We start from the raw sequence: 21,119 nt of genomic DNA, 5'->3' as shown, positions 1-21,119 counted from the left end.
TGGTGTGTCGGGGCGGCGCCGGATTCGCCGGCCGCCATGGTGCTCAGCGCATCAGGCTGAGCACGCTTTCGATCTTGCGGCGCGCGTCGCTCAGGGCATCGAGCAGGCGCGGCACGGCCGATTCGTCGAGACGCTGCATCGGCCCCGAGATCGCGAGCGACCCAGCGACCGAGCGGCTGCCCTTCGCCGTGAGCGGCACGGCTAGCCCCGCGACGCCGGCGGCGGCTTCTTCGCGCGTGTAGGCCCAACCGTTCTCGCGGATCACGTCGAGCTGGGCCTCGATGGCCGCGCGGTCGACCGCCTGGCCGGCCTGCGTCGCACGCGCGAAGACGTCATTGCGCATCGAATCGGGCTGGAACGCGAGGATCGCCTTGCCGTGCGCGCCGGCATGCAGCGCGAAGCGCTGGCCTTCCTCGATCGAGAAGCGCAGTTGCTGGTCGCCGTGCGCGATGTCGAGGCACAGTCCTTCGCAGCCGTCGAGCAGTGACAGGAACACGGTTTCACCGCTTTGCTGCGCGAGCCGGTGCAGCGCGGGCTCGACGATCTGCGACGGCGACAGCGAACGCCGCACGATCTCGCCCATCTCGAACCAGCGCAGGCCGAGCGCGTAGCGCCCCGCTTCGTCCTGCACGAGATAGCCCTCGGCCGCGAACGTCGCGAGCACGCGGTGGACGATGGCGTGATGCACGCCGCTTTCCTTCGCGAGTTCGCGGACGCCCCATGCGGCCTGCCGGGCGGTGAAGTGCTGCATCAGTTGCAGTGCGCTGCTGAGTGTCTTGAGCATAATTTATGTCTCTATATGAGAGACGCTGTCTCGAAATGTGAATACAGTCTGAGCGGACGCGACGACGTCGTGCTATCCGGGTAAACACGATATTGAGAGACAGTCCGGCCGGCGCGGCCGAGCGGGCGATTCGAGGTGTCGGGACGGGCTTGCGGCGGGACGGGAGCGAGCGTGAAGGCGGACCGGCTGCGTGCGGAAACGTCGAACCGGAATGGCTCGACCGGTCGGTTGGCGGCGCGGGCGGCCATCCCGTCGGACGGGCCGGGTATTTGGCGGCCGCCGCCGACTCGGTGCATATTGGCGGCATCGTTCGCCTTACCGGTCACCCATGACGCCAGACAAAGCCCTCGAACTGAAACGAAGCAAGCGCCGCGCGCTGTGGCTGCTGCTCGCCGCCGTCGCGGTGTTCGTCACGACGATCCTGCTGCCGCGCGGCCCGTGGGTGGACGGTTTCAAGGCGGTGGCCGAGGCCGCGATGGTCGGCGCGCTCGCCGACTGGTTCGCCGTGGTCGCGCTGTTCCGTCGCGTGCCGATCCCGTTCGTGTCGCGCCACACCGAAATCATCCCGAAGAACAAGGACAAGATCGCCGACAATCTCGCGGTGTTCGTACGAGAGAAATTCCTCGGCCCCGATGCGCTCGCCGCGCAGATCCGCCAGCACGATCCCGCCCGGAAGCTGGGTGCCTGGCTCGGCGAGCCGGCGAACACCGACGCGCTCGGCAGCTACGTGACGAAGCTGACGAGCTTCGCGCTCGACATGACCGACGACGCGCGGATCCAGTCGTTCGTCCACGATGCGTTTCGCGCGGTGATCGACCGGATCGATCTGTCGCAATCGGCCGGCGCAATCCTCGATACGCTGACGAAAGACGGCCGCCACCAGGCGCTGCTCGACGATGCGATCGAACAGGTGGTCGACGTGCTCGACAAGGAGGAGAACCGCGAGGTGATCGCGGGCTTCATCGTCGAATGGCTGAAGACGCAATATCCGAAGATCGAGAAGATCGTGCCGACGCAGTGGTTCGGCGAGAACGGCGCACGCGTGCTGGCGAGCGCGGTGAGCCGTGTGCTCGAAGGCGTGGCCGACGATCCGGAGCACGAACTGCGGCAGCGCTTCGACCGCACTGTCGTGCGGCTGACGGAGCGGCTGAAGCACGATCCCGCATTCATCGCGAAAGGCGACGAGATCAAGCGCTACATTCGCGACGGCGACGCGTTCAACGAGTATGTGCGCGATCTGTGGGACCAGTTGCGGGCATGGCTGAAGGCCGATCTCGCGCGCCCCGATTCGGCGCTGCACCGGCGCGCCACGACGCTCGGCGGCTGGCTCGGTGCGCGGCTCGCGGAAAGTCCGGCTCTGCGCGCATCGCTGAACGAGCACATCGAGAAAGCCGTGCACGAGATGGCACCGGATTTCGCCGATTTCCTGATGCGTCACATCCGCGACACGGTGCGCAACTGGGATGATCGCGAGATGTCGCGGCAGATCGAACTGAACATCGGCAAGGATTTGCAGTACATCCGCATCAACGGCACGCTGGTCGGCGGGCTGATCGGGCTCGGGCTGTATCTGGTGTCGCTGGTGCCGCGCTGGGCGGCCGGATGGCTGCATTGATGCGGCCGCGGGCATGGCGCCGGCGGTGCGGCGCCGCATGCGGCCGGATCACGCGTGCGCCTTGGTGCCGTGCAGTTGCAGGCCGAGCGCCTTGATGACCTTCAGGATCGTGCCGAAGCTCGGATTACCGTCGTGCGACAGCGCCTTGTACAGCCCTTCGCGCGACAGGCCCGCATCGCGTGCGACCTGCGACATGCCGCGAGCACGGGCGATCACGCCGAGCGCATGCGCGATGAAGGCCGGGTCGTCGCCGGCTTCCCGCAGACACGCGTCGAAGTACTCGGCCATGTCGTCGTCGGTTTTCAGGTGTTCGGCCGAATCCCACGGCCGGGTCTTGATCTTGTCCATCGATCACTCCAGGTCGAGCCGCGCGAGCATCGCGTGCGCGGCGCGGATATCCGCCTGTTGCGTCGACTTGCCGCCGCCGCAGAGCAGGATCACCCATATCGTTGCGCGTCGCACGTAGTAGACGCGATAGCCGGGCCCGTGGTCGATACGCATTTCGACGATGGGCGAGCCGGCGGATTTCCAGTCGCCTGGATTGCCCATCGACAGGCGGTCGATGCGCGCCTGGATGCGGCGCCGGGCGACGCGGTCGGACAGGCCGGCGAACCACGCATCGAAGACGTCGGTGGTCCGGATGCTGAATGTAGGGGCACTGTAGGGCATGGCTTGCAGCGTGTCAACCATAGTTCACAGTCGAGGGTGTGGGCTTGCCGCTACAGTAGGGCCGCGCGCGTCGTTTGACGCAGGAATGGCCATCAGGCCGACCTTTTCCGGCCGTCGGACCCGGCCACCTGGTCGAGGTCGGAATGTCCCGAATCCGTCTACAATCAAAAACGTCTTTGCCGCCCGTGCGTGTTTGTCGCGCGGGTGGATCCGTTTGCCCTCCGTCTCCCGGAGGTGCCGTCGCGCGTTGCCAACCCTGCTTCGCGCGGCGTGTCGTGCCGTGGTCTGTGTCCAGTAGGTAAGGCGTCCGCGTGCCGTAGGCCGGCGCGCGTTCTGAACGCCGCGCGTCCGTAAGCCGGGCAGGCGGCATCAACCGAGGTCCCCCATGAAAGCATCGGATTTGTTCGTGAAGGCGCTGGAAGCCGAAGGCGTCGAGTATGTATTCGGCATTCCCGGCGAGGAAAACCTTGATCTGCTCGAATCGCTCCGGCGATCGAAGATCAAGCTCGTGCTGACCCGGCACGAGCAGGCGGCCGGGTTCATGGCCGCCACCTACGGCCGCCTGACGGGCCGCACCGGCGTATGTCTCGCCACGCTCGGGCCGGGCGCGACCAACTTCGTGACGGCCGCCGCGTATGCGCAACTTGGCGGCATGCCGATGCTGATGATCACCGGGCAGAAGCCGATCAAGTCGAGCAAGCAGGGCCACTTCCAGATCGTCGACGTCGTCGACATGATGCAGCCGCTCACGAAGTTCACGCGTCAGATCGTGTCGATCGGCAACATCCCGTCGGCGGTGCGCGAGGCATTCCGCCGCGCGGAGGAGGAGCGCCCGGGCGCGGTGCACCTCGAGTTGCCGGAAGACATCGCGCACGAGGAGGGCGACGGCAAGCCGATCCCGCGCAGCTACAGCCGGCGGCCGGTGGCGGAGGAGAAGGCGGTCGCGCACGCGATCGGCGCGATCCAGGCCGCACGTCATCCGCTGTTGATGATCGGTGCGGGCGGCAACCGCAAGACGACCTGCAAGATGCTGCTCGAATTCGTCGACAAGACGGGCATCCCGTTCTTCACGACGCAGATGGGCAAGGGCGTGATCGACGAAACGCACCCGCTGTGGCTCGGCAATGCGACGCTGTCCGACGGCGACTTCGTGCACCGCGCGATCGAGCATGCGGACTGCATCATCAACGTCGGTCACGACGTGATCGAGAAGCCGCCGTTCTTCATGCGCGCGGACGACAAGACCGTGATCCACGTGAACTTCCTCGGCGCGCAGGTCGATCCGGTCTACTTCCCGCAGATCGAGGTGATCGGCGACATCGCGAACGCGGTGTGGCAGATGAAGGAGGCGGTGACGCCGCAGTCGCACTGGGATTTCGAACGCTTCGCGATGATAAAGGAACATTTCGACGCGCACCTGCAAAAGGGGCAGCACGACCCGCGCTTCCCGATGTATCCGGTGCGGATCGTCAACGATCTGTACAACGCGCTGCCGGTCGACGGGATCGTCTGTCTCGACAACGGGATGTACAAGATCTGGTTCGCGCGTTACTGGCGGGCGCACGAACCGAACTCGCTGCTGCTCGACAACGCGCTGGCATCGATGGGCGCGGGCCTGCCGTCGGCGATCGCGACGAAGATCGTGCACCCGCAGCGCAAGGTGATCGCAGTGTGCGGCGACGGCGGCTTCATGATGAATTCGCAGGAACTCGAAACGGCCGTGCGGCTGAAGCTCGACATCGTCGTGATGATCCTGCGCGACGATGCGTTCGGGATGATCCGATGGAAGCAGGAAAACATGAATTTCCCCGATTTCGCGATGACGCTGAAGAACCCCGATTTCGTGTCGTATGCGCAGAGCTACGGCGCGCACGGGCATCGCGTCGAATCGGCGGACGATCTCGAGCCGCTGCTGCGCGATTGCTTCGCGACGCCGGGCGTGCACGTGATCGACGTGCCGATCGACTATTCGGACAACGAGCGCGTGCTCAACCGCGAAATCAAGCGTCTGTCGGCGCAACTCTGAATCCGCAGTTCACCGGAAGGAGCGTTCCATGCTGAAGGATACCTATCCGTACTATCTGGCCAACGAGGCGGTCTACGCGAACACCGATCTCGACGTGACCGACAAGTTCAGCGGCAAGGTCGCGACGCGCGTCGCGCTGGCCGACGCGAAGGCGATCGATGCGGCCATCGGCGCGGCGGTGGCCGCCGAGAAGCCGATGCGCGAGTTGCCGGCCTACAGGCGGCAGGCGGTGCTCGACCATTGCGTCGCGCGTTTTCGCGAGCGTTTCGATGAGCTGGCCGAAGCGCTGTGCATCGAGGCCGGCAAGCCGATCAACGATTCGAAGGGCGAAGTCACGCGGCTGATCGACACGTTTCGTGTCGCGTCCGAGGAGTCGGTGCGCATCGACGGCGAAGTGATCAACCTCGAGATCTCGGCGCGCGCGCAAGGCTACACCGGCTATACGCGGCGCGTGCCGATCGGCCCGTGCTCGTTCATCTCGCCGTTCAACTTCCCGCTGAACCTTGCCGCGCACAAGGTCGCGCCGGCGCTGGCCGCCGGCTGCCCGTTCGTGCTGAAGCCCGCAAGCCGCACGCCGATCGGGGCGCTGATCATCGGCGAAGTGCTCGCGGAAACCGACCTGCCGAAGGGCGCGTTCTCGGTGCTGCCCGCGCATCGCGACGGCGCCGATCTGTTCACGACCGACGAGCGCTTCAAGCTGCTGTCGTTTACCGGCTCGCCGGCCGTCGGCTGGGCGCTGAAGGAGAAGGCCGGCAAGAAGAAAGTCGTGCTGGAACTCGGCGGCAACGCGGCGGCGATCGTCGACTCGGATCAGCGCGATCAGCTCGACTACGTGGTCGATCGTCTCGCGTTCGGCGCGTATTACCAGTCCGGCCAGAGCTGCATCGGCGTGCAGCGGATCCTCGTGCATGCGGACCTGTACGACGCGCTGCGCGACAAGCTGATCGCGAAGACGCGCTCGTTGAAGATGGGGGACCCGAAGGATTCGTCGACGTTCGTCGGCCCGATGATCTCGGAATCCGAATCGCGCCGGCTGTCGGGCTGGATGGACGCGGCCGTCGCGGCAGGCGCGAAGATCGTCGCGGGCGGCAAGGTCGACGGCGCGATGTTCGAGGCGACGCTGCTGGAAAACGTCGGCCGCGAGCAGGACTTGTACCGGAAGGAGGCGTTCGGCCCGGTCGCGATCCTCGAGAAGTTCGACCGCTTCGACGATGCGCTCGCACGCGTGAACGACAGCGATTTCGGGCTGCAGGCCGGCGTGTTTACCGATTCACTCGCGCATGCGCAGCGCGCGTGGGACGAACTGGAGGTGGGCGGCGTGGTGATCAACGACGTGCCGTCGTTCCGCGTCGACAACATGCCGTACGGCGGCGTGAAGGATTCGGGGCTCGGCCGCGAAGGGATCCGCTACGCAATCGAGGACATGACCGAGCCGCGGCTGATGGTCGTGCGACGCCGCTAGCGCGTTCACGGGCCGCGCGCGCGGGCGATCGCGCCGGCCCGCATGCCGTTTTTCATTTCGGCATGCGAATCCGGGTACGACGGTCGTCTGCTGCGCACCGTCGCGGCGACACCGCGTGCCGAACGCGCTCGACTGCACGTATCGCATCGTGATGTAATCGCGCGAAATGGCCGTCGGGGTACGACACCCGAAGGCGTGCGCATTCATTCTTCACGAGATCGATTCATGTCCCCCGTCTCGGCATTCAAGCTGGTTCTGTTGTCATTCCTCGCGATCGTCGCGCTCGAATGCATCGCCAAGCGGCTGCGGCTGCCGCCCGCGGCCGCGCTGCTGATCGGCGGCATCGGCATCGCGTTCATTCCCGGCCTGCCGCCGATCAATCTCGATCCCGATCTCGTGCTGCTGGTGTTTCTGCCGCCGCTGCTGATGGACGGCGCGTATTTCTCGGTGTGGGAGGAGTTCAAGCGTAACGTCGGCGGCATCCTGATGCTCGCGATCGGCGCGGTGGTGTTCACGACGTTCGCGGTCGGCTTCGCCGTGCACTGGGTCGTGCCATCGCTGCCGTGGGCCGCGTGCTTCGCGCTCGGCGCGATCGTGTCGCCGCCCGACGCCGTGGCCGCGAAGGCGGTGCTCGAACGTGTCGCGCTGCCGCGCCGGCTGATGGTGCTGCTCGAAGGTGAGAGCCTGTTGAACGACGCGGCCGGTCTCGTGCTGTTCCGCTTCGCGGTCGCTGCCGCGCTGACGGGCGCGTTCAGTCTCGAGCACGCGGTCGTACGCTTTGCGGAGCTCGGGCTTGGCGGCGTCTTGGTCGGCTTTCTGGTCGGCAAGATCGTCGTGTGGTTTCTGAAGCTGCTCGACGACGACTATCTGGTGATCACCGTCGCGGTGATCGCCGGCTGGATCGCGTACATCGCGGGCGAGATGGTGGAGGTGTCGGGCGTGATCGCGACGGTGACGACCGGCATGATCGTCGGCTGGCACCAGCACGAAGTGTTCTCGGCCGCAGTGCGCACGCGCGGCACCGCATTCTGGCAGGTCATCGTGTTCCTGCTCGAAGCGATGGTGTTCGTGCTGATCGGGCTGTCGCTGCGCGGTGCGATGTATCGGCTCGGCGGTTTCGAGCAGGTGCTTGCCACGATGGTGCCGCCCGTGCTCGCGGTGCTGGCGGCGGTGATCGTGTCGCGCTTCGTGTGGATTTACGCGGTCGAGGCGCTGAAGTGGCCGGTGCACGGGATCGCGCGGCGCGGCGCCGCGCCCGACTGGAAGGCTGCGACGATCATGAGCTGGGCCGGCATGCGCGGCGTCGTGACGCTCGCGATCGCGCTGTCGCTGCCGCAGGCGCTGCCCGGGCGCGACGTGATCCTGGTCGCGTCGTTCGCGGTGATCCTCGTTACCGTGCTGCTGCAGGGCACGACCATAGGTCCGCTGATCCGGCTGCTGCGCCTGCCGCAACGCCACGAGCGCGCCGCGCATCACCTGACCGAGCCGCAGGCATGGGCGCAGATCGAGGCCGCGCAGCTCGCGGCGATCCAGCCGCTCGTGCGCGACGACAGCGGCAACGTGATTCACCCGCGCCTGCTGGAGCAGTACACCTACCGTGCGGAACTGACGGAGCGCCTGAAGGACGAGCCCGCATTTCCGGACAGCGCCCGTGCCGCCCACTACGACGTGGTGCTGGCCGCGATCGCGGCGGGCCGCACGGAACTGTTGCGCCTGCACCGTTCGGGCCATATCCACGACGAGATGCTGCACGCGCTCGAGCGCGATCTCGATCTGCAGGAAGTATCCGCGCAGCACGCGCGCGGCTGACGATCGACTGCACGGCGGCGGGGCGTTGGCGCATCGCCGCCATCGCCGTGGCCGCTGCCACCTGGCGCCCGCATCTAGCGTCCATGTCCACCGTCGCGGCGCCATTTCCCCATCATTTCCCCGGTTCGGCATATCTGGATCCGGCCCCGATATGGCCGGCGTGCCGGCCTTGCTGCGCATGCAAACCTCGCAGCACCGCCCGCGCAAACGTTCTCGTCTTTCGAATCCGGAAATGATCTGATTTATCTGTATCCCGCTCTTTCACTATATTTGGCAAAACTAAACCGGAAGGAGATAGATGCTGTGTTCTAATTTCATTTAGAATCAGCCGGTTATCTTTATTGAGAGAAAGCACGCGGAGGTAATGCGACCGTCGACGGGGAAAAATCGGCGTTCGAATCCCCGTGAGGCAATGCCGACAGGCCAGATCGGCAACAACGGGTGAATTTCTCAGCCGCCAAATTAAGATGGCGCCCAAGTCAGATAAACAACTCCTATGAAAGAATCAATTGGAGATTTGGCGTTTGAAACGGTATTTATGAAAGAATCGAGCGGTGAAAATGCGCCGGATTGTCTTGAATCGGGGCTGTCGGTGCTGCTCGTCGACGATCAGCCGTTCGTCGGCGAGGTAATCCGGCGCGCGTTGCGCAGCGAGCACGATATCGACCTGCATGTGTGCACCGATGCACACAGGGCGATGGCAATCGCGCGCGAGGTGAAGCCGACGGTGATCCTGCAGGACCTCGTGATGCCGGAAATCGACGGCCTCGATCTCGTTCGCGCGTGGCGCGCGGACGCCGATACCGCGCGCGTGCCGATCATCGTGCTGTCGGCGAAAGAGGAGCCGATCGTCAAGCGCGAGGCGTTCATCGCCGGTGCGAACGACTATCTCGTGAAGCTGCCGGACGCGATGGAGCTGACCGCGCGGATCCGCTATCACTCGAATTCGTACCTGATGTCGCGACAGCGCGACGAGGCGCTGGATTTCCTGTCGCACGACATGCGTTCGCCGCAGACGTCGATCCTCGCGCTGCTCGAGGTCTACCGGGCCGAACACGGCAACATGCCGGCGATCATGGAGCGCATTGCCGGCCACGCACGCCGGGCGCTCGCGCTCGCGGACGGCTTCATTCACCTGACCCGCGCGCAGTCGGAGCGACGCGCGCACGAGGTCGTGAGTCTCAACGAAATCGTGCTCGACGCCGTCGACCAGTTGTGGGAAAAGGCGGCCGGATTCGGCAGCCGCGTCGTCGCCCATGTGCCGGATACCGCGTGCGTGACGATGGGCGACCGCATGATGCTCACGCGTGCGGTCGCTAACCTGATCGACAACGGACTGAAGTACGGCCCGGCCGGCACCGACGTGCACTGCACGCTGAGCGACGATGGCGGTGCGTGGCTGATCGGCGTCGAGGACGCCGGCGCCGGCATTGCGCCCGAGCAGCGCACGGCCGCGACCGAGTCGTTCGTGCGGCTCGAATCCGCGCACGGCGCGGCGCGCAGCGGCTTCGGCCTCGGCCTGGCGTTCGTCCGCGCGACGGCGGCTCGGCATCGCGGCCAGATCCTGATGCGCAATTCGCCGCGCGGCTTCATGGTCGGGCTTCGACTGCCGGCGCAGGCGGAGCGGTAATATCGCGGCGCGGCCTGCCGGCGCCGCATCGTCCGCTGGCCCAGATGCGCTCGTGGCACGCCGTTCGGCGCGCAGGCGGCGCGAATTTTTTTCAACGCTGATTTTAGAAAGCCCATAACGAACATGGCCACCGTCACACCCCGTGCGACCAATGAAAGCCTGCATCCGACCTTCGGCGCCGCCCGGCTGACGCTCGGCAACCGCATCCTGCTCAGCTTCGGCGTGCTGTTCGTGCTGATGCTGGTGACCGCCGGCGTGTCCTACGAGCGCCTGCGCGCGATCGACAGCGAAGCCGTCAGCATCGAACGGGATTCGCTGCCCGGCGTCTATCTCGCGGCGTCGCTGCGCGCGTCGGTCAGCGATTCGTTCTCGCTGCTGCAGCAGGCGACGTTCGTCGATACCGATCCCGACGCCGTTCAGCACGATCTCGCGAAGATCGCCGATTCGCTGAAGGACGTCGAATCGCTGTCGGTCGACTACCAGAACGCGACGTTTCGCGACGATGACCGGCAGCGTTTCGCGACGTTCCGCGGTGCGTACGACCGCTACGTGCCGCTGCTGAACGATGCGATCCAGAAGAGCCGCACGTCGCACGAGGAAGCCGCCGCGGCATACGCGAAGGCGTTGCCCGTCTGGGCCGAGACCGTGCGCGACGCGAACACGCTCGTGCAGGAAAACCGCAAGTTCGCCGACAACTCCGCGAAGGTGATCCGCCAGTCGGTGCAGGACACCGAGGTCGTGCTCGCGCTTGCGCTGGGCATCGTGTTGCTGTCCGCGCTCGGGCTCGGCTACGGGCTGTTTCGCGCGGTGACCGTACCGATGGCGCGGCTTGTCGAAGTGCACGACGTGATGCGCACCGGCAACCTGACGCGTCGTCTGGACCTGCGCCGGCACGACGAATTCGGCACGCTCGAGACGGGATTCAACCGGATGGCCGACGAACTGACCGAACTCGTCGCTCGCGCGCAGCAGTCGTCGCTGCAGGTGACGACGTCGGTCGCCGAAATCGCGGCGACGTCGCGCGAGCAGCAGGCAACCGCGAATGAAACCGCGGCGACGACCACCGAGATCGGCGCGACGTCCCGCGAGATCTTCGCGACGTCGCGCGACCTGCTGCGCACGATGAACGAGGTGGCCGGCGTGGCCGAACAGTCGGCGACGCTCGCGGGCGTGAGCCAGAGCGGGCTCACGCGGATGGGCGAGACGATGCGCAGCGTGATGGACGCGGCCGGCTCGGTGAACGCGAAGCTCGCGATCCTCAACGAAAAGGCGCTGAACATCAACCAGGTCGTCGCAACCATCACCAAGGTGGCCGACCAGACCAACCTGCTGTCGCTGAACGCGGCGATCGAGGCCGAAAAGGCCGGCGAATACGGCCGCGGCTTCGCGGTTGTCGCGACCGAGATCCGCCGCCTCGCCGACCAGACGGCCGTGGCGACCTACGACATCGAGCAGACGGTGAAGGAGATCCAGTCCGCGGTGTCGGCGGGCGTGATGGGGATGGACAAGTTCTCCGAGGAAGTGCGCCGCGGGATGCTCGACGTGCAGCAGGTCGGCGGGCAGCTGTCGCAGATCATTGCCGAAGTGCAGACGCTCGCGCCGCGCTTCCAGATGGTCAACGAAGGGATGCAGACGCAGGCGAACGGCGCCGAGCAGATCACGCAGGCGCTGTCGCAACTGTCCGAAGCCGCGCAGCAGACGGCCGAATCGCTGCGCCAGTCGTCGCAGGCGATCGACGACCTGACGCTCGTCGCGAACCAGTTGCGCACCAGCGTGTCGCGCTTCAAGGTCGACGCGTGACGCGCGCCGAGCCGCACGGCGGCATGCACGCGCTGTTCCTGATGTTCGAGCTCGACGGCGATCGCTACGCGCTGGACGCGGCCGAGATCGAAGAGGTGCTGCCGCTCGCGGCCACCAAGGCCGTGCCGGGCGCGCCGGAATGGATTGCCGGGCTGCTGATGCGCAGCGGCCAGCCAGTGCCCGTGATCGACGTGCCGATGCTGGCGCTCGGGCGGCGCGCGCACGCGCTGCGTTCGACTCGGCTCGTGATGGTTCGCTATCGCACCGCGCCGACCGGGCGCGGACGCGCGATCGGCCTGATCGTCGAGCACGCGACGCAGACCCTGCGGATCGACCGCACGACGTTCCATGCGAGCGGCGTATCGACTGCGCGCACGCGCTGGCTCGGGCGGGTCGCGAACACGCCCGACGGCATCGTGCAGCAGGTGTCGGTGGCCGACCTGATCGACGAAGTTGCACGCCTGTATCTGTTCGACGGCCAGCCGGGCCATGAAGGGGAGTCCGCATGAAAGCGTCCGATTCGCGATTTCGCGGCTGGCTGTTGCGCGAGACCGGCATCGACCCCGATTCGCTCGGCAACGATTTCCTGATCCGCGCGCTGACCGAGCGCGTGCATGCGCTGCAGGGCGACAGCGAGCGGCTGCCGTCGACGGCGCGGCCGCCTGTGACCGCAGACGCGCTCGACGCGTACTGGCAGCAGCTCAACGCATCGGCCGACGAGCGGCGCGCGCTGATCGAACTGTTCGTCGTGCCGGAGACGTGGTTCTTCCGCGACCGCGAGGCATTCGCGACGCTCGCGCGGCTCGCGGCCGAGCGGCTTGCCGCGACGCCCGGGCGCGTGATCCGCGTGCTGAGCGCGCCTTGCTCGAGCGGCGAAGAGCCGTATTCGGCGGCGATGGCACTGCTCGACGCGGGCCTCGATCCGGCCAGCTTCACGATCGACGCGATCGACCTGAGCGCCCGCGCGATCGAACAGGCGCGGCTCGGCTGCTACGGACGCAATGCGTTTCGCGGTACGGCGACCGAGTTTCGCGCCCGGTACTTCACGCAGGCTGCGGACGGCTGGCTGCTCGACGAGCGTGTGCGCGCATGCGTGCAGTTTCGCCAGGCCAACCTGGTCGAACCGGGCGCCGACACGGGTATCCGCTACGATTTCGTGTTCTGCCGCAACGTGTTGATCTATTTCGACCGCGACGTGCAGGATCGCGTGATCGGTTCGCTCGAAAGCTGTCTTGCCGACGACGGCACCTTGTTCGTCGGCCCGGCCGAGACGGGTGTCGCGATGCGGCACGGGATGCGCTCGGCGCGCGTGCCGCTGGCATTTGCGTTTCATCGCGCGCGCGGCGGTGACATGGCGGACGGATACGCGGCCCGGCATGCGGCACCGATGCCCGCGGTTGCGCCATACCGGCGCGCGGAGTGCTTCTCGGTGGCGCCGGCGGCCGCCACGCGTCCGATGCTGGCCGTCGTGCCGCCGACGTGGGTCGGTGCCGCGCCGCAACCGGTCGCGGGGTTCGCGGCGGCCGAGCGCCCGATAGCGGGCGAGCCGCGTGCCGATGTCGGGGCTGAAATACGGACTGAAATACGGACCGGCATGCGCGGCGATCTGCTGGCCGACACGGCGGCGCCGGCTGCCGATAACGTTGCGCCGACGCTCGAGGAGGCACAGGCGCTCGCGAACGCAGGAGCGTTCGACGAGGCCGAGCGCGTGCTCGCGCAGTTTTCGGCGCGGGTGGGGCCGCACGCCGATGCGTTCTACCTGAACGGGTTGATCGCGGATGCACGCGGGCGTGCCGCGGAAGCCGGCGACTTCTACCGGAAGGCGCTGTACTTGCGGCCCACGCACCATGAAGCGTTGACGCATCTTGCGACCTTGCTCGACGTCGGCGGCGATGGCGCCGGCGCGCAATGGCTGCTCGAGCGCGCGCGGCGCTCGGCCGGATAAGAGAATATGAGAATACGGTTTTGGAGCCGAGATCGGGATGACCGAGGAAAGAATGAACAGCGACGCCGTTGTCACTGACGGCACGACGATCGGCGTCGACGATTGCTGGAACCGGATCGGCACGCGCGGCGACCGTTCGTGCGAGCGGCTGGCCGACTGTCTGCGCTGCCTGAACTGTCCGGTCTACGCGTATCACGCGGCGAAATTGCTCGAGCGTCCGCTCGGTGCGACCGAGATGGCCGAGGCCACACGCCGGATGAGCGCGTTCGACGCGACCCGCGCGCATGGCGACGACGACACGCGCCAGGCGGCGCTCGCATTTCGCGTCGCCGACGAATGGCTCGCGTTGCCGATCGGCGTGCTGCGCGAGATCGCCGGCACGCGCCCGATCCATTCGCTGCCGCATCGTCGGCACTCTGCCGTGCGCGGCGTGGTCAACATTCGCGGCACGCTGCGCATCGCGATCTCGATCGGCGCGCTGCTCGGCCTCGATGCGGGCAAGGGCGGCAAGAACGTCACTGGCGACGAGGACGGCCGCTTCACTCGTCTGCTGGTCGTCGCGCACCAGGGCGAGCCGGTAGTGTTTCCGGTCGACGAAGTCGAGGGCGTGCTGCACTTCGGCGCATCCGAATGGGTACCCGTGCCGGCGACGGTCGGACGCGCGAGCGCCGGCCTGTCGCGCGGCGTGCTGTCGTGGCGCGGCAAGTCGGTGGGCCTGCTCGACGACGATCGTCTGTTCGATGCCGTGACCCGGAGCATGCGATGAGCGGCGATGACGATCTGAGCCACCTGTCGCTGCTCGAACTGTATCGCGAGGAGACGCGCACTCAGACCCAGGCGCTGTCCGAGCGCCTGCTCGCGCTCGAATCGGGCGAGCCCGATTCCGTCGCGCTGGAAGCATGCATGCGCGCAGCGCATTCGCTGAAGGGTGCGGCGCGCATCGTCGGCGTGCCGCTCGGCGTCGACATCGCGGGGCGCATGGAGGAATGCTTCGTCGCCGCGCAAGCCGGCACGATCGCGCTGACGGCGGCGCACGTCGACGTGCTGCTCGCCGGCGTCGACCTGCTGGTGCGTGTCGCGGATCCGCACGCGCCGCCCGTGTCGTCGTCCGAGATCGATGCGTTCGCGCTGGCGCTCATTGGTGCGGACGGCGTGCAGGCGATGCCGGCGCCGACGTTCGCACCGCCGCCGGCGCCGCCGTCCGTCGTACCGCTTCGCGAGCACGACGGCGCCGCGAACGAGCCGGTGGGAGCGGGGGCCGAGGTGCCGCCGCTGGCCGTATCGGCGGCCGTGCCGGATTCGGTCCAGGCCGACCGTGCGGCCGGCGCGGGCGCGATGCGCCGCGTGCGGGCCGATACGCTGAACCGGCTATTGAGCCTGTCCGGCGAATCTCTCGTCGAATCGCGCTGGCTCAAGCCGTTCTCCGAATCGATGCTGCGCGTGAAGCGCGCGCAGCGCGACGCGGCCCGTTCGCTCGATCTGGTGTACGAACAGTTTGCGGACGAGCTTGGCGCGGGCGTGCTCGCGTCGGTGAACGAAGTGCGGCACATGCTCAACGACCTGCAGCGTTCGCTGGCCGAGCGGATGGACGAATTCGACCGCTTCGAGCGACGCAGCACGCACATCGCCGAGCAACTGTACGACGAGGCGCTGCAGTGCCGGATGCGGCCGTTCGGCGACGCAACGCGCGCGTATCCGCGCATCGTCCGGGATCTCGCGCGCTCGCTCGGCAAGCAGGTGCGCTTCTCGATCGTCGGCGAAGGCACGCAGGTCGACCGCGACATTCTCGATCTGCTCGACGCGCCGCTCGGCCACCTGCTGCGCAACGCGCTCGACCACGGCGTCGAGTCGCCCGACGCGCGGCGTGCGCGCGGCAAGCCGGCCGAGGCAAGCGTGACGCTCGAAGCGCGCCACAGCGCCGGCTCGCTGCTCGTCAGCGTGATCGACGACGGCCCGGGCGTCGACATGGACGCGCTGCGCGCGGCCGTTGTCCGTCAGCGCCTGACCGACGACGAGACGGCCGCGCGGTTATCCGATCCCGAACTGCTCGAATTCCTGCTGCTGCCGGGCTTCTCGATGCGCGACGCGGTGACCGACGTGTCCGGGCGCGGTGTCGGCCTCGACGCGGTGCAGGAGATGGCGCGCGGCGTGCGCGGCTCGGTGCGCATCTTCAACGAGCCCGGTGCGGGCATGCGTTTCGTGCTGCAGCTGCCGCTCACGCTGTCGGTGATCCGCAGCCTGCTGGTCGAGGTCGGCGGCGAGCCGTACGCGTTCCCGCTTGCCCACGTGCGGCGCACGCTCGAACTCGCACACGAAGACATCGACGTGCTCGAGGGCCAGCCGCATTTTCCGTTCGACGGGCGGCGTGCGGGCCTTGTTTCCGCGCATCAGCTGCTCGATGCAGGCGAACCCGACATCACGCGTACCAGCACGGCGGTGGTAATCGTCGGCGGCGAGCCCGAGCTGTACGGCGTCGCGGTCGACCGCTTCCTCGGCGAGCGGATGCTCGTCGTGCAGCCGCTCGACAGCCGCCTTCACAAGATCCAGAACATCGCGGCCGGCGCGCTGCTCGAGAACGGCGACCCGGTGCTGATCGTCGATGTCGAGGACCTGATCCGCTCGGTCGACAAGCTCGTGCGCGGCGGACAACTCGCGAAGCTCACGCGCGATCCGCAACTCGCGCTCGCCGACCGGCGCCGCCGCGTGCTCGTCGTCGACGATTCGCTGACGGTGCGCGAGCTCGAACGCAAGCTGCTGGAGAAGCGTGGCTACGACGTGACCGTCGCGGTCGACGGAATGGACGGCTGGAACGCGGTGCGCAGCGACGCGTTCGACCTGGTCGTGACCGATGTCGACATGCCGCGCATGGACGGGATCGAGCTCGTCACGCTCATCAAGGGCGATCCGATGCTCACGCGCGTGCCGGTGATGATCGTGTCGTACAAGGACCGCGACGAGGATCGCCGGCGCGGACTCGATGCCGGCGCCGACTACTACCTCGCGAAGAGCAGTTTCCACGACGAGGCGCTGCTCGATGCGGTGCACGACCTGATCGGGGATGCACGCGGATGAACATCGGTATCGTCAACGATCTGCCGCTTGCCGTCGAGGCACTGCGCCGCGTGATCGCGCTGCGCACCGATCACCGGGTGCTGTGGGTGGCGACCGATGGCGACGAGGCGGTGGATTTTTGCGTCGCGCATCCGCCCGATCTCGTGCTGATGGACCTCGTGATGCCGAAGCTCGACGGCGTGGCCGCGACCCGGCAGATCATGGCGCGTGCGCCGTGCGCGATCCTGATCGTGACCGCGAGCGTCAGTGCGAACACGTCGTCGGTCTACGAGGCGATGGGTGCCGGCGCCCTCGACGCGGTCGACACGCCGACGCCCGCGCTTGGCCTGCCGTCGGATGGGGCGCGGCAGCCGCTGCTCGCGAAGATCGACCAGATCGGCCGGCTGCTCGAAAGCCGCACGGTCACGCTCGTGCCGCCGGGGCCGGCGCCCGCGCGCGGCCAGCCGACGCTCGTCGCGATCGGTGCGTCGGCGGGTGGCCCGACCGCGCTCACCGCGCTGTTGCGCGCGCTGCCGGCCGATTTTCCGGCCGCGCTCGTGATCGTGCAGCACGTCGACCAGGCATTCGCGCTCGGCATGGCGGACTGGCTCGACGGCTATACGCGGCTGCCCGTGCGTATCGCGCGGCAGGGTAGCGTGCCGCAGGCGGGCGAGGTGCTGCTCGCGGCGACCAATGATCACCTGTGCCTGTCGTCGAGCGGTGTGCTTGGCTATACGCGACATCCGGCCGAGACGCCGTACCGGCCGTCGATCGACGTGTTCTTCAACAGCGTCGCCGATGGCTGGCAGGGCGATGCGCTGGGCGTGCTGCTGACGGGAATGGGACGCGACGGCGCACTCGGGCTGAAGGCGATGCGCGCGAAGGGCTGCTACACGATCGCGCAGGACGAGGCGACGAGCGCCGTCTATGGAATGCCGAAGGCGGCCGCGGCCATCGGCGCGGCATCGGCGATCCTGCCGCTCGAGCGGATCGGTCCGCAGCTGATCTCGCGTGTGACGCGCATGCCGCGCGACTGACGGCGCGCCGGGGCCTCGCGCGTGGCCCGGGCAGCACGTGCGGCCGGGGCCGGGGCTGGGGCCGCATTGCGCGCCGTGCTTCGCGTCGCGTACAATTGCCGCCAGCGGAGATGGCATGCCTCCCTGCGGTCGATCCTGGCGCGTTCCGTGCACGATTCGGCCCTCAACCGCCGGTTTGCCCGGCTGATGATGCCTGCGTGTTCCTGGGTCGTCAGGAGGTCGCAGGCCGTCCATGCGGTGTTCTGCCGCCCAGGGTTCGATGTTCCGTCGAATCTGGAAATCATGTTTTTTTCGACTTCTGCCGATTTTTTCGCGACCGTGCGCTACGTGTGCCGCTGGCTCGCACTCTCGGCCCTGCTCGGCGTGCTGGCCGGCTCGGCTTCCGCGGTGTTCCTGATCGCGCTCGACTGGGCGACCGGTACGCGCGTCGCGCATCCGTGGCTCTTGTGGGGATTGCCGGCCGCCGGTTTCGCGACGGGCTGGATCTACCATCGGTTTGGCCAGTCGGTTGCGCGCGGCAACAACCTGCTGATCGACGAGATCCACGACCCGAAGGCGCTCGTGCCGAAGCGGATGGCGCCGCTCGTGCTCGTCGCGACCGTCGTCACGCACCTGTTCGGCGGGTCGGCCGGCCGCGAGGGCACGGCCGTGCAGATGGGCGGCGCGCTCGCCGATCGCGTCACGCACGTGTTCCGTCTCGATCGCGAGCATCGGCGCGTGCTGCTGATGGGCGGTATCGCGGCCGGGTTCTCGTCGGTGTTCGGCACGCCGCTCGCCGGTGCCGTGTTCGGGCTCGAGGTGCTCGCGATCGGCCGCTTGCGGTACGACGCGCTCTTGACCTGCGTTGCATCGGCGATCGTCGCGGACGTCGTGTGCCGCGCGTGGGGCGTGCATCACACCGTGTATGCGATTCCGTTCGTGCCGGCCGCGTCGGCGGCGGGGCTTGCCGCGACGGTGGTGGCGGGTATCGCGTTCGGTGTCGTCGGTCGACTGTTCGCATACGCGACGCACGGGCTGACGGCATGGCTTCGGCGGATCGTGCGCTACGCGCCGCTACAGCCGGTGCTCGGCGGCCTGCTGGTTGCCGCGGCTGCGACCGTGCTGAACGTGCCGCAGTATCTCGGCCTCGGTATTCCTACGATCGAGGCCGCGTTCCACGGGCCGCTGCCGGCTTACGATTTCGCGGGCAAGTTCGCGTTTACCGTTGTCACGCTCGCGTCGGGGTTCAAGGGCGGCGAAGTGACGCCGCTGTTCTACATCGGCGCGACGCTCGGCAACGCGCTCGGACAGGTGCTCGCGCTGCCGGTGCCGGTGCTCGCGGGGCTCGGCTTCGTCGCGGTGTTCGCGGGCGCGGCCAATACGCCGATCGCGTCGACGATCATGGCGATCGAACTGTTCGGCGCGGATATCGGCGTGTATGCGATCGTCGCTTGCGTGGTGGCGTACCTGTTCTCCGGACACGCGGGGATCTATCGGTCGCAGCGGGTGGCGGTGGGGAAGGGCGTGGCCGTGGAAGCGGAGTAAGGCCGGCACGCGAGGTGGCCGAACCGGGGGCAGAACGCGGGCCGATACCCGGTGATCCGGGGATCACCGGGTAAGGCGCCGTTCACTACTGCTTAGGCAGCCGCGCGACGTTGCGCGCGAGCAGTTCCTCGATGTCGATGCCTTTTTCCGCCAGCAACGTTGTGACGACGCCGGTCAATTCGCCCAGCGTTTCCTTGACCGATTCGCGGATCGTATCGACGACCACCTGCGTGCTGCGCTCGATCTCGATGTTGACCTTGTCGCTGACGCCCTTCGCATCGAAGGTCGTCGCGCGGCGCGTTTCCGGAATCAGCCACACGTCGAACCAGCCTTCGTCGCGGTTGACGTCCGACACGGTGAGGCTGCAGCCGTTGATCGCGATATAGCCCTTCGCGAACACATAGCGTTTGAAATCGGCCGGCACGGCGATCCGGATCATCCGGTTGTGCTCGGACGACGCGATGTCCGCGATGGTCCCCATGAAGTCGACGTGGCCGGACAGCGGATGCCCGCCGATTTCCGCGCCATCCTTGGCGGCCCGCTCCACGTTGACGCGCGCGCCGGTCGTGAGGTCGGCCAGCGTGGTGATGCGCAGGCTCGGCAGCATCACGTCGAAGTCGATCAGGGCCGGGGAATGGATCGTCGTCACGGTCAAGCAGACGCCGTCGACCGACACGCTCGCGCCGATCTCGATGTCGGTGGTGAAGCCCTCGGGGAACGCGATGCTGAACGTTCGCAGCTCGCCGTGATCCTTGATGGTCTCGATGACGCCAATACCCTGAACAATGCCTGTAAACATGATCTGCCTTTCGTCGCAAATTGCCTGGCCGGTATGATAAGTGATCCGGGGCGATGGCGCCGGGCCCGGGTGCACCGGCCCGGTGGGTTGCAAATATCGTCGACGATCCGGCGTATCGATTGCTCACCGCGCGTTCACCGTGAGGCCACCGTCGACGGCGATGCGTGCACCGTTGATATAGCGGGCATGATCGGAGGACAGATAGGCAACCATGCTGCCGATTTCTTCCACGTGCGCCCAGCGTCCTGACAGGATGCCCTTCCCGATGCAGAATTCGCGCAACCAGTCGCTGACCGGCTTCCCTGCCTTGATGGCCATCGACTGCGCCCATTCCTCTCGCCATTCAGTGCCGACCAGTCCGGGCACCACCGCATTGACGTTGATCCTGTGGCTCGCGAGATCGGCCGCGAGATAGCCGGTCATATGAATGAGTGCGGCATTGTTCATCCCATACGTCAGCGCAGGGTTCCAGGTCATCGTTCCCGATGCTCCCGTGATGTTGATGATTCGTCCGGTGCCATCGTCTGGAACGAGCGGCAGAAACTCCCGGATCACCCGCAATGCGCCGAGGTTCTTGATCTCGATCTGGCTGAGCCAGTCGCTGTCGTCCCACAGAATTTCGCGATCGCTGCGCTGAATCGCGGCCCCTGCGTTGTTGACCACGATATGGACGTTCGTGTAGTGCGCGCGGGCTCGTGAGCTGGCATGCCGAACCTCGTCCGCGTTCCTGACGTCGGTGCTGACGGGCAGCGTCTGCACGCCAAATTCGTCCGCGATGTCGCGGGCAGTGCGCTCGAGTTCATCCGCTCCTCGAGCCAGCATCACCAGGTTTACGCCCTCGGCGGCCAGCGCTCGTGCAATGCCCTTGCCTACGCCCTTGCTTGCTCCGGATACGAGTGCCGTACGTCCGCTGAGATTGAGGTCCATCGTCGTTTCCTTTCATGGTTGCGATTCGTGATCGGTTGCGT

General features: G+C 67.1%; 17 protein-coding genes and 1 riboswitch. Of the genes, 12 read left to right on the top strand and 5 right to left on the bottom strand.

Translation table 11 applies throughout. The features are described 5' to 3' along the window. Positions 1-43: 43 nt before the first annotated feature. On the bottom strand, positions 44-784 hold the full coding sequence (locus tag J7024_RS19550; RefSeq protein ID WP_124826542.1) for an IclR family transcriptional regulator: 741 nt from the start codon (positions 782-784) through the stop codon (positions 44-46). A gap of 328 nt (positions 785-1,112) precedes the next feature. Between J7024_RS19550 and J7024_RS19545 the strand changes: the two genes are divergently transcribed. Then, on the top strand, positions 1,113-2,399 hold the full coding sequence (locus J7024_RS19545) for a DUF445 domain-containing protein (RefSeq protein ID WP_124826541.1): 1,287 nt from the start codon (positions 1,113-1,115) through the stop codon (positions 2,397-2,399). A 48-nt stretch (positions 2,400-2,447) separates the two neighbouring features. Here the strand turns inward: J7024_RS19545 and J7024_RS19540 are convergent, their stop codons facing one another. Together J7024_RS19540 and J7024_RS19535 are read right to left on the bottom strand one after the other, a co-directional pair. Beyond that, positions 2,448-2,747 carry an addiction module antidote protein gene (locus J7024_RS19540; protein ID WP_096505596.1) on the bottom strand — a complete coding sequence of 100 codons (300 nt, stop codon included), beginning with the start codon at positions 2,745-2,747 and terminating at the stop codon, positions 2,448-2,450. Between the two features lie 3 nt (positions 2,748-2,750). Further along, a complete protein-coding gene (locus J7024_RS19535) occupies positions 2,751-3,068 on the bottom strand; it encodes a type II toxin-antitoxin system RelE/ParE family toxin (RefSeq protein WP_124826598.1) in 318 nt (105 codons plus the stop codon). 385 nt (positions 3,069-3,453) lie between these two features. On the opposite strand from J7024_RS19535, the gene J7024_RS19530 reads away from it, so the two are divergent. From J7024_RS19530 to J7024_RS19480, 11 genes are all read left to right on the top strand, one after another. Then, positions 3,454-5,094 (top strand): acetolactate synthase large subunit, encoded by a 1,641-nt coding sequence (locus tag J7024_RS19530; protein ID WP_124826539.1) that lies wholly within the window; start codon positions 3,454-3,456, stop codon positions 5,092-5,094. Positions 5,095-5,122: 28 nt separating this feature from the next. After that, the gene (locus J7024_RS19525; RefSeq protein ID WP_124826538.1) at positions 5,123-6,556 is read left to right on the top strand and encodes an aldehyde dehydrogenase family protein; all 1,434 of its coding nucleotides are present in this window, start codon (positions 5,123-5,125) and stop codon (positions 6,554-6,556) included. Positions 6,557-6,781: 225 nt separating this feature from the next. Continuing rightward, positions 6,782-8,365 carry a Na+/H+ antiporter gene (locus J7024_RS19520; RefSeq protein WP_124826537.1) on the top strand — a complete coding sequence of 528 codons (1,584 nt, stop codon included), beginning with the start codon at positions 6,782-6,784 and terminating at the stop codon, positions 8,363-8,365. Between the two features lie 496 nt (positions 8,366-8,861). Continuing rightward, positions 8,862-9,995 (top strand): hybrid sensor histidine kinase/response regulator, encoded by a 1,134-nt coding sequence (locus tag J7024_RS19515; RefSeq protein WP_124826536.1) that lies wholly within the window; start codon positions 8,862-8,864, stop codon positions 9,993-9,995. A 123-nt stretch (positions 9,996-10,118) separates the two neighbouring features. Further along, positions 10,119-11,795 carry a methyl-accepting chemotaxis protein gene (locus J7024_RS19510; protein WP_124826535.1) on the top strand — a complete coding sequence of 559 codons (1,677 nt, stop codon included), beginning with the start codon at positions 10,119-10,121 and terminating at the stop codon, positions 11,793-11,795. Continuing rightward, complete coding sequence (locus J7024_RS19505) at positions 11,792-12,304, top strand: chemotaxis protein CheW (protein WP_124826534.1); 513 nt, start codon at positions 11,792-11,794, stop codon at positions 12,302-12,304. Before J7024_RS19510 ends, J7024_RS19505 begins: the two co-directional genes overlap by 4 nt. After that, entirely contained in the window at positions 12,301-13,740 is a 1,440-nt protein-coding gene (locus tag J7024_RS19500; RefSeq protein WP_124826533.1) for a CheR family methyltransferase, read from the top strand. Before J7024_RS19505 ends, J7024_RS19500 begins: the two co-directional genes overlap by 4 nt. Before the next feature lie 52 nt (positions 13,741-13,792). Continuing rightward, positions 13,793-14,506, top strand: coding sequence for a chemotaxis protein CheW (locus tag J7024_RS19495; RefSeq protein WP_124826597.1), 714 nt, complete (start codon positions 13,793-13,795; stop codon positions 14,504-14,506). Further along, positions 14,503-16,812 carry a hybrid sensor histidine kinase/response regulator gene (locus J7024_RS19490; RefSeq protein WP_234745374.1) on the top strand — a complete coding sequence of 770 codons (2,310 nt, stop codon included), beginning with the start codon at positions 14,503-14,505 and terminating at the stop codon, positions 16,810-16,812. Before J7024_RS19495 ends, J7024_RS19490 begins: the two co-directional genes overlap by 4 nt. Next, positions 16,809-17,828, top strand: coding sequence for a chemotaxis response regulator protein-glutamate methylesterase (locus tag J7024_RS19485; RefSeq protein WP_124826531.1), 1,020 nt, complete (start codon positions 16,809-16,811; stop codon positions 17,826-17,828). The genes J7024_RS19490 and J7024_RS19485 overlap by 4 nt, the downstream gene beginning before the upstream one ends. A gap of 97 nt (positions 17,829-17,925) precedes the next feature. Beyond that, positions 17,926-18,031, top strand: a riboswitch (Fluoride riboswitch). Between the two features lie 79 nt (positions 18,032-18,110). Continuing rightward, complete coding sequence (locus J7024_RS19480) at positions 18,111-19,352, top strand: voltage-gated chloride channel family protein (protein ID WP_124826530.1); 1,242 nt, start codon at positions 18,111-18,113, stop codon at positions 19,350-19,352. An 85-nt stretch (positions 19,353-19,437) separates the two neighbouring features. Here J7024_RS19480 and J7024_RS19475 read toward each other — a convergent pair whose 3' ends face one another. Both J7024_RS19475 and J7024_RS19470 read right to left on the bottom strand, forming a co-directional pair. Then, positions 19,438-20,151, bottom strand: a complete 714-nt coding sequence (locus J7024_RS19475; protein WP_124826529.1) for a riboflavin synthase subunit alpha — start codon at positions 20,149-20,151, stop codon at positions 19,438-19,440. Positions 20,152-20,274: 123 nt separating this feature from the next. Next, positions 20,275-21,078, bottom strand: coding sequence for an SDR family NAD(P)-dependent oxidoreductase (locus J7024_RS19470; RefSeq protein ID WP_124826528.1), 804 nt, complete (start codon positions 21,076-21,078; stop codon positions 20,275-20,277). Positions 21,079-21,119 lie beyond the last annotated feature (41 nt).

It is taken from the genome of Burkholderia sp. WTPI3 (assembly GCF_021483755.1).
Taxonomy (GTDB): Bacteria; Pseudomonadota; Gammaproteobacteria; order Burkholderiales; family Burkholderiaceae; genus Burkholderia.
This window is presented reverse-complemented; position numbering and strand designations above follow the sequence as displayed.